We start from the raw sequence: 7599 nt of genomic DNA, 5'->3' as shown, positions 1-7599 counted from the left end.
TCGCCGCCCTCGCATCGCCTGTCTCGTCACCTTCTGGGGCGCCACGCGCTCGCATGCCGACTGGATCATCACCAAGCTGATCGACGGCTACTGGTGGCAGGGCGCGCACATGGCGTCGCGCGTCGACGTGGCGTCGGTCTACCTGCACCAGCGCCCGACCAGCGTCCTCGGCGAGAAGGTATGCAAGGCAAAGGGCATCCCTGTCTTCGACACCGTCGCCGGTGCCTTGACCCTCGGCGGCACGGCCCTCGACGTCGACGGCGTGGTCATCGTCGGCGAGCACGGCCAGTATCCGGTGGACCTCAAGGGACACTGGCTGCTGCCGCGCTGGTGGATGTACCAGCAGATGGTGAAGGTGTTCGAGCAGAGCGGACGGTCGGTGCCGGTCTTCAACGACAAGCACCTCTCCTACGACTGGGACGAGGCGAAGTGGATGTTCGACAAGTCCCGCGAGCTGAAGTTCGCGTTGACCGGCGGTTCGTCGATCCCGACCTACTACCGCACGCCGGAACTCGAACTGGCCAACGACACGCCGATCACGGCCTCGATCTCGTTGGGGGGCGCTCCCGACGAAGGTGGCTTCTTCCACTGCGTCGACGTGCTGCAGTCATTCGTGGAACGCCGCAAGGGTGGCGAGACGGGTGTCGCCTCGGTGCAGTACATCCGCGGCCCGGAGACGTGGGCGTGGACCGAGCGCACCCCGTGGGCAGGCCGACTGCTCGAGGCGGTCCGCACGCGGCTGTCACTGAAGCCCGGCCACTTCCAGGGCATCAACGCGCCCAACGTCTGTGTGATCGAGTACCGCGACGGCACCAGGGCCGCCATCTACAACGCGCGTGAGGTGGGCTGGACGTGGGCGGGCGAGATCGCGGGGCAGCCAGATCCCACGGTGGTGTCGATGCTGGGCTTCCCGGGCCCGTTCGATCAGTATCACGCCTCCAACGGGCAGCCGCATTGGATCGTCGAGACGATGGTGACGGGCAAGGAGCCGTTCGACGCGCAGCGCCTCCTGCTGTCGACGGGCATCGTGAACGTCGCCCTCGAGTCGCACTGGGAGAACGGGAAGTACCTGGCCGTGGGGCGACGCATCGACACGCCGTTCCTCGACATGACCTATTGCCCCACGCACGGCGCGCAGTTCAGCACGGGCGCGCGGCCGCCCAACACGCCCTACCTGCGCGGCTTCGACAGCTAGGCCTGCCTGACCCGCTACGGCGTCGATGGCTCGGCCGGCAGGCGCGCCTGCCACTTCTGCGCGTCCTCGGGTCGCTCCCACGCCGTGTACAGGGCGACGAGCCGGCGGCGCGTCGGCTCCACGATGGGGGACGCGTCGCCCAGCGCCGCCACGAGTTCCGCCTCGGCGCCGAGCAGGAGCGACTCGGCTTCGGCGAAGCGCCTGGCGAGCACCATGTGTTCACCCAGCGCACTGCGGCTCGAGGCCAACGTCCAGTGTCCCGGTGGCATCACGCGTGTACGGAGGGCGAGGCTTTCACGCAGCCACCGCTCGCCTTCCTCCAGGCGTCCCAGCGGGCCGAGGATGCGCCCGAGCAGCTGCATGCTGAAGGCGACCATGGGATGCGAGTCGTCAAGCGTGGTGCCGCGCAGGGCGAGGACCTCTCGCACCAGCGGCTCGGCCTGCGCGTGCCTGCCGAGGGTGACGAGCGAGTCGGCGTAGTTGGCGAGGGTCTGCGCGTATCCCGGATGCGTCGGGCCGTGAAGCGTGCGACGAATCCGCAGCGACTCCTCGTAGACGCCCAGTGAACGCTCGCGCTCGCCCACGAACCACAGCGCACTGGCGTACGGCGACAGCATCTCCGCGACCTTGCCTGATTCGCGACCGTACGCGTCCCGTGTGAGGCTCAACGCTTCCTCGTAGAGGGCAACGGACTGATCGATCTGGCCGAGCATCGCACGGACCTGGGCGAGGTTGCCCAGGCTGGAGGCGAGCTGGCGAGGCCCGAGCGCATGCGCCCTGATGAGCGATCGTTGGCGCTCGAACACCTCCGCGGCCGCGGCGTGTTCGCCGCTGCCCGCCAGCACGCGACCATGCTGATCCAGGTACGCGGACTGTCCTTCGGGATCGTCATCCGGATGCCTGGCGAGCACCGTCTCGGCCTGCGCGAGCGTGTCCCTGGCCTCGTCGAGTCGGCCGTCGCTCTCCTGGGCGAAGCTGACCCAGACCAGCAGGCGCGCTTCCTCGACGCTCCCACCCGGCTTGGCGCGCTTCTCTGCCGCGAGTGCCAGTCGCAGCTGCTGCTCGGCGGCTTCGTAGTCGCCGAGGCTCGTCAGGGTCCGCCCGATCGCGGCGCGGATCTCCGAGGCCACTTCAGGAGTCGACTCGAGGGCCCTCGCATCCATCACGGCCTGATCGATCACCGCGCGTACCGTGACGTCCTTGCCCATCGCATCGGGGTCGGCCGACGTCAGCATCGACGTCAGGAAGCGCGTCACCTCCGTGGCGCGTCGGCTCTGCGCCTCGGCGCGCCTGGCCTGGACCGTCGCGGCGATGAGCCCGCCGACCAGCCCCACGATCGCCAGGGCCACCGCCGCCGTCTCCAGCAGGTGCCGCGCCACGAACCGCTGCAGGCGATAGCCGACGCTCGCAGGCCGCGCGACCACCGGCTCTCCGCGCTGCCAGCGCTCGAGGTCGTCGGCCAGGTGCTGCACGCTCACGTAGCGGGCCGCGGCCTCGGGCGCCAGCGCCTTGCCGAGGATCGTGCCGAGATCGGACGACAGCAGGCGTCGCAGGCGCTGCGTCGAGGTGCTGCGGAGCTGCGCCGTCGCCTCCGTCACGACCGTGTGCGGCGCGGTGGTCGTCGTGCCCGAGAGCGCGCGCTCGATCGCCGACATCAGCGAAGGCCGGTCGCCGAACGGCGACACCCCCGTCAGCAACTGGTACAGCACGAGGCCGAGGCTGTACTGGTCGCTCGCGGTGCCGACGGCGCCACCGGTCAACTGCTCGGGACTGGCGTAGGCCGGGGTGAGGGGCGCGCTGGAGGTGGTGGCCAGCCGATCAGGCTGCAGGACGGCCGCCGTGCCGAAGTCCACGACCTTCGGCCGCCCGTCGCGCGACACGAGGATGTTCGACGGCTTGAGGTCCCGGTGGAGGACCAGGTTGTTGTGGGCGTAGGCCACCGCGTGGCACACCTGGATGAACAGCGCGACACGATCGGCGATGCCGAGGCATCGGTCGTCGCAGTAGGCGTCGATCGGCCCGCCTTCGACGTACTCCATCACCAGGTACGGCTCGCCGAGTTGGGTCACGCCTCCGTCGAGGAGCCGCGTCAGTGCCGGGTGCTCCAGCCGCGCGAGGATCTGGCGCTCGGCCTCGAACCGCCCCACGAGCTGGGGATCGGACAGGCGCAGGTCCATGATCTTGATCGCGACGCGCTGGGTGAAGGTCCCGTCGTCCCGCCTGGCGTCGTACACGGAGGCCATGCCGCCGCGCGCAATGCGCCCCTCGATGCAGTAGGGGGCGAGGCGGAGCCCGAGGTGCGGATCGACCTCGTCATCGCCTCGACGAACCCGGCGGTCGGCGTCGAGCAGGCTGCGGACCTCGGCGACCAGCGCGTCGTCTCCCTCGCAGGCCTCCTGGACGCGACGATCCAGATCCTCGCCGTCCGGCGCGTCGGCCACTTCGTGAAACACGGCCTCGACGCGTGACCATCGGCTCTGGTCCATGGCAGATGCAGTCTCCTTCGCTCGCGTGGAGGCGGAATCGTACTCCACGGTCTTGCCTGTGACGACAAGGCCGGGCACACGATCGCCTCGTGGTTCGGCGGTATCCGCGGCGAGCCGGTGCCCTGAAGTTGCGGCATACTGACCCTGCCGTGCAGCCGCCCACTTCTCCGGAAATCACGCACGTCCTGCGCGCCTGGAGCGACGGAGACGCCGAGGCGCTCGACCGGCTGATGACCGAGGTCTACCCGGAACTGCGCTCCATGGCCCGGCGTTACGTGGCCGGGGGATGCAGCGGCACGGTGCAGGCCACCTCGCTCGTGCACGATTTGTATCTGCGCCTGCTCAAGCAGCAGCCCACGAGCTTTCCCAACCGCCGTGCCTTCTTTGCCTTCGCCTCCGGGGCGATGCGCCACATCCTCATCGACCAGATCCGCGCCAGGCACGCCGACAAGCGCGGCGCGCGGCGCGCCCGCGTCCCGCTCACCGAGGACCTGCAACTGGTGGACCCGAGCGACGCCGAACTGCTCGACCTGCACCGGGCCCTCGACGAACTGGCCCAACTCGATCCCCGCAAGGCGGAGATCGTGCAGCTCTGCGCCTTTCTCGGCTGTGGTCGCGTCGAGGCCGCCGAATTGCTCGACATCTCGCCGACGACGGCCAAGCGTGACCTCCGGTTCGCCCGTGCCTGGCTGACGCAGCGGCTCCAGGCGGAAGCGTAGGGAGCCCTCGCCGCGCCGGTCTCGGGTGGCGGCCCCTCCATGCGGTCGCCTCGATCCACAAAGCGGGAAACGCCGCCGGCAGGGGTCATCGGCGGGGCGTGTGTGTACCAGGCGCCCTGTTCGAGGGGATGGAGGGAGAGGCGAGGGCAGGCTCCTCGAGCCGCCAGGGGCGCCTGCACAGGGAGGGGAGGGCCGGCTCTCCGCCCTTCGACGTTGCTCAGGGCGGCCTGAGCGCCAGTCGAAGGCCGAGCCCGGCCCTGTTGAGCTGCTACGTGAGCGTCCAGGGCGCGCGGTAGTCGCGCCGCAGGAACTCGTTGGGATCGGTCACGATCCCGTTCGGTCCCTTGATGGTGTTGGTGACGCGCATGTTCGCCGCGTCGTAGTGGATCTTGCTGTCGCCCGGTGTCTTCTGTCCGGCGCGCAGCGACACGACGCCGAGCAGCATCACCTCGGTGAGCCGCGCGGCGTACTCGAAGGGGCACGAGATCGTGGCCTTGCCCCTGATCGCCTCGACCCAGTTCATCTCGTGCTCGTCCTGCCCGTGCGCGATGCGCGGCAGCAGGGCCTTCGGCTCGCCGGCCTGCTCGTGCAGCGACTTCGGCAGGAGCCTTGGCTCGTGGCCGTACGTCAGCTGGATCATCTTGCCCTTCGTGCCCACGTAGATGATGCCGCCCTCGCCGTTCAGCATCTCGTCGCCGAGCTCCTCGGGGCGCGGCGGCGTGAGGCCGCCGTCGTACCACGTCAGCTTCACGGCTGGCATCGACCCGCGCGCCGCGAACTGGTAGTGCGTCATCGTGGCCGTGGGGTAGCAGGCGCCGTTGAAGGGCGTCGACACCGTTTCGATCACGGTCGGCATGCCGAGGTCCAGCGAGCGGAACGGGTGATCGATCAGGTGCGCGCCCATGTCGCCGATCGCGCCCTGGCCCCAGTCCACCCAGCCGCGCCAGTTGCGCGGGTGATACAGCGGGTTGTACTCGACGGCCGGCGCGCCGCCGAGGAACAGGTCCCACGAGAGCGTCGATGGCACGGGCCCTGCCTCGCGCGACAGCGCATCAGCCATCAACGCCGTCGCGCGTGCCGAGGGGTAGCGCAGCGGGCGCGGGCCCGTCTCCGGCTGGATCGGCGCAGGACGCGGAATGCCCTGCGGCCAGTACCCGTACGGGCGGTTCGTCCACACGTGCACCTCGCGCACGTCGCCGATCGCGCCGCCGCGGATGTACTCGTAGCCGGTGCGCGACCCGTCGCTCGAGTGACCCTGGTTGCCCATCTGCGTGACGACGCGAGGCATGGCCGTGGCCTTCTTCGCCAGGGCGCGCGCCTCCTCGACCGACCAGCACAGCGGCTTCTGCACGTACACGTGCTTGCCGAGGTCCATCGCCGCGAGCGCGATGAGTGCGTGCATGTGGTCGGGCGTCGCGACGACGATGGCGTCGAGGTCCTTCTGCTTGTCGAGCAACTCGCGGTAGTCGCGGTAACGCTTCAGGCGCGGCAGCTGTTCGCTCGTGAAGCGCCGCAGCGTCGCCGTGTTGTCGAGGGGCGCTCGTCGCGCGTTGGCCGCCGCTTGCGCCTTCGACAGGGCAGGGACTCGCGGCGCCGGTCCGGGCGCCGCGGCCGCGTCCTCGACCATCCGCTTCAGCTGCGCATCGACGAGCACGTCATCGACGTCGCAGATGGCGACGATGTGCTGGCTCATGAGGCGGCGGGTGTTGCCGCCGCCCATGCCGCCGAAGCCGACGGTGGCGATGTTGACGGTGTCGCTCGGGGCCTGGAAGCCGCGGCCCAGCACGCGCCGCGGCACGATGGTGAGGCCGGCGCCGGCGGCGGTGGAGGTGAGGAACGTGCGTCTCGAGACCTGGCTCATGGAGGCTCCTGTCGAGGCGGGATTCTATCGCCGCAGGGGCCTGCACGCGTGACCGGCCCTCGACGGTTCGTGCGGGCGCGACTCGTGGCCCGGCATTTGACGGCCGTTCCGCCGAGGCGTATGTTCGGGAAAACGCCAAAGACGTCCAGCGGACGTCACGGGGGACCCAAGGCGCGAATTCCCGCGCACCGGGGCGAATTCTGCGGAGCTGTTCCGAGCGACGCAGATAGAGCAACTCCAGGCTCGAGCCCGTCAGCTAACCTCGTCGGCGAGTGGAGTCACCGTGTTGCCTCGTCTGCACGGGGAGCGCGTCGTCGCGTCTCTCCGCACCCTCGCGTCATCGACCATTCCCCTTGTCGGCATCGCCGTCGCCCTCCTGATGGGCGTGTGGCTCGCCGGTTCACACAATCCCTACACGCCCGCCGGCTACGTCGGTTACCTGACCAAGGGCGCGTTGTTCGGGCAGTCGCGGTTCTACGGCGTGCAGCGTGGACCAACGTCGCCAGGGCGGCAGTGGCTGCTCGACGTCACCAACGTCAGCGTCACGCCGTACACGTACACCGAGACGTTCGCGGCTGACGACTCGGTGCTCAGCCGAGACAACCTCAAGATCTCGTTCGCGGTGCACACCGTGTGGCGCGTCGACCAGGCGCGCGTCCCGCTCTTCATGGAGCGATTCAGCACCACCGTGGCCGAGGGCGCCACGGAGCGGTCGCCCGACGCGATCGTGAAGGTCGCGTACGGGCATTTCGTGCGCGAGCCGCTGCGGACGTTTGCGCGCGACGAGGTGCAGCGACGTGATGGTCTCCGCGTGAAGGACGACCTGATCCCGATCGGCGAGGCGGTGCTGAAGCGCATCCAGGCCTATGCCGCGACCAGCCCCTTCATCATCAGCAGCGTCGTGGTCGGGAACGTGCAGTACCCGGCGGAAGTGGCCGACGCGGTGGCGCGCAAGCTGGCGGCCACGCAGGAACTCGAGCGGAAGGACACCGAGATCGCCATCGAGCGCAAGGAGCGCACCAAGCGGGAGATCCAGGCGACGGGCATCGCGGCGTCGATGCAGATCATCCGCGGCCAACTCACCTCGCTGTACGTACAGCACGAGGCGATCGAGGCGCAGAAGCTGATGGTGAACTCGCCGAACCACACGACGGTGTACATCCCGGTGGGGCCGATGGGCGTGCCGCTGACGGGCATGCTCGATGCCGCGAGGCCGACGAGCGCGAGAGCGCCTGCCGCGCCGCCGTCGCGCTGACGGCTGAGGTGGCGACGCGCGGCCAGCTGATCCGTTCCGTCAGCCGTCAGACGCGCCGAAGCTCATGCATGAAGCGTAAGTGT

At 69.5% G+C, this 7599-nt stretch carries 5 protein-coding genes and 1 riboswitch; of the genes, 3 read left to right on the top strand and 2 right to left on the bottom strand.

Features of this window, described 5'->3' with window-relative positions; translation table 11 throughout:
• A partial coding sequence (locus ACIRDX_RS18495; protein ID WP_396626914.1) for a hypothetical protein occupies positions 1-1195 on the top strand: 1195 nt, incomplete at its 5' end.
• A 14-nt stretch (positions 1196-1209) separates the two neighbouring features.
• Here ACIRDX_RS18495 and ACIRDX_RS18490 read toward each other — a convergent pair.
• Positions 1210-3681, bottom strand: coding sequence for a tetratricopeptide repeat protein (locus ACIRDX_RS18490; RefSeq protein WP_396626913.1), 2472 nt, complete (start codon positions 3679-3681; stop codon positions 1210-1212).
• Positions 3682-3830: 149 nt separating this feature from the next.
• Here ACIRDX_RS18490 and ACIRDX_RS18485 point away from each other — a divergent pair, with 149 nt between their 5' ends.
• Positions 3831-4400: an ECF-type sigma factor gene (locus ACIRDX_RS18485; RefSeq protein WP_396626912.1), complete on the top strand. Its 570-nt coding sequence runs from the start codon at positions 3831-3833 to the stop codon at positions 4398-4400.
• 268 nt (positions 4401-4668) lie between these two features.
• Here ACIRDX_RS18485 and ACIRDX_RS18480 read toward each other — a convergent pair whose 3' ends face one another.
• Complete coding sequence (locus ACIRDX_RS18480) at positions 4669-6261, bottom strand: Gfo/Idh/MocA family oxidoreductase (RefSeq protein WP_396626911.1); 1593 nt, start codon at positions 6259-6261, stop codon at positions 4669-4671.
• Positions 6262-6384: 123 nt separating this feature from the next.
• Positions 6385-6546, top strand: a riboswitch (cyclic di-AMP (ydaO/yuaA leader).
• Between ACIRDX_RS18480 and ACIRDX_RS18475 the strand changes: the two genes are divergently transcribed.
• Entirely contained in the window at positions 6545-7516 is a 972-nt protein-coding gene (locus ACIRDX_RS18475) for an SPFH domain-containing protein (protein WP_396626910.1), read from the top strand. (Overlaps the previous riboswitch by 2 nt.)
• The last annotated feature ends 83 nt before the right edge of the window (positions 7517-7599 follow it).

Source organism: Luteitalea sp., assembly GCF_044337415.1.
Classification (GTDB): Bacteria; Acidobacteriota; Vicinamibacteria; order Vicinamibacterales; family Vicinamibacteraceae; genus Luteitalea.
This window is presented reverse-complemented; position numbering and strand designations above follow the sequence as displayed.

Bases quoted from the DNA above. Each gene is read 5' to 3' on its own strand.
- ACIRDX_RS18490 (WP_396626913.1), bottom strand. From the start codon at position 3,681: ATGGACCAGAGCCGATGGTCACGCGTCGAGGCCGTGTTTCACGAAGTG.
- ACIRDX_RS18480 (WP_396626911.1), bottom strand. From the start codon at position 6,261: ATGAGCCAGGTCTCGAGACGCACGTTCCTCACCTCCACCGCCGCCGGC.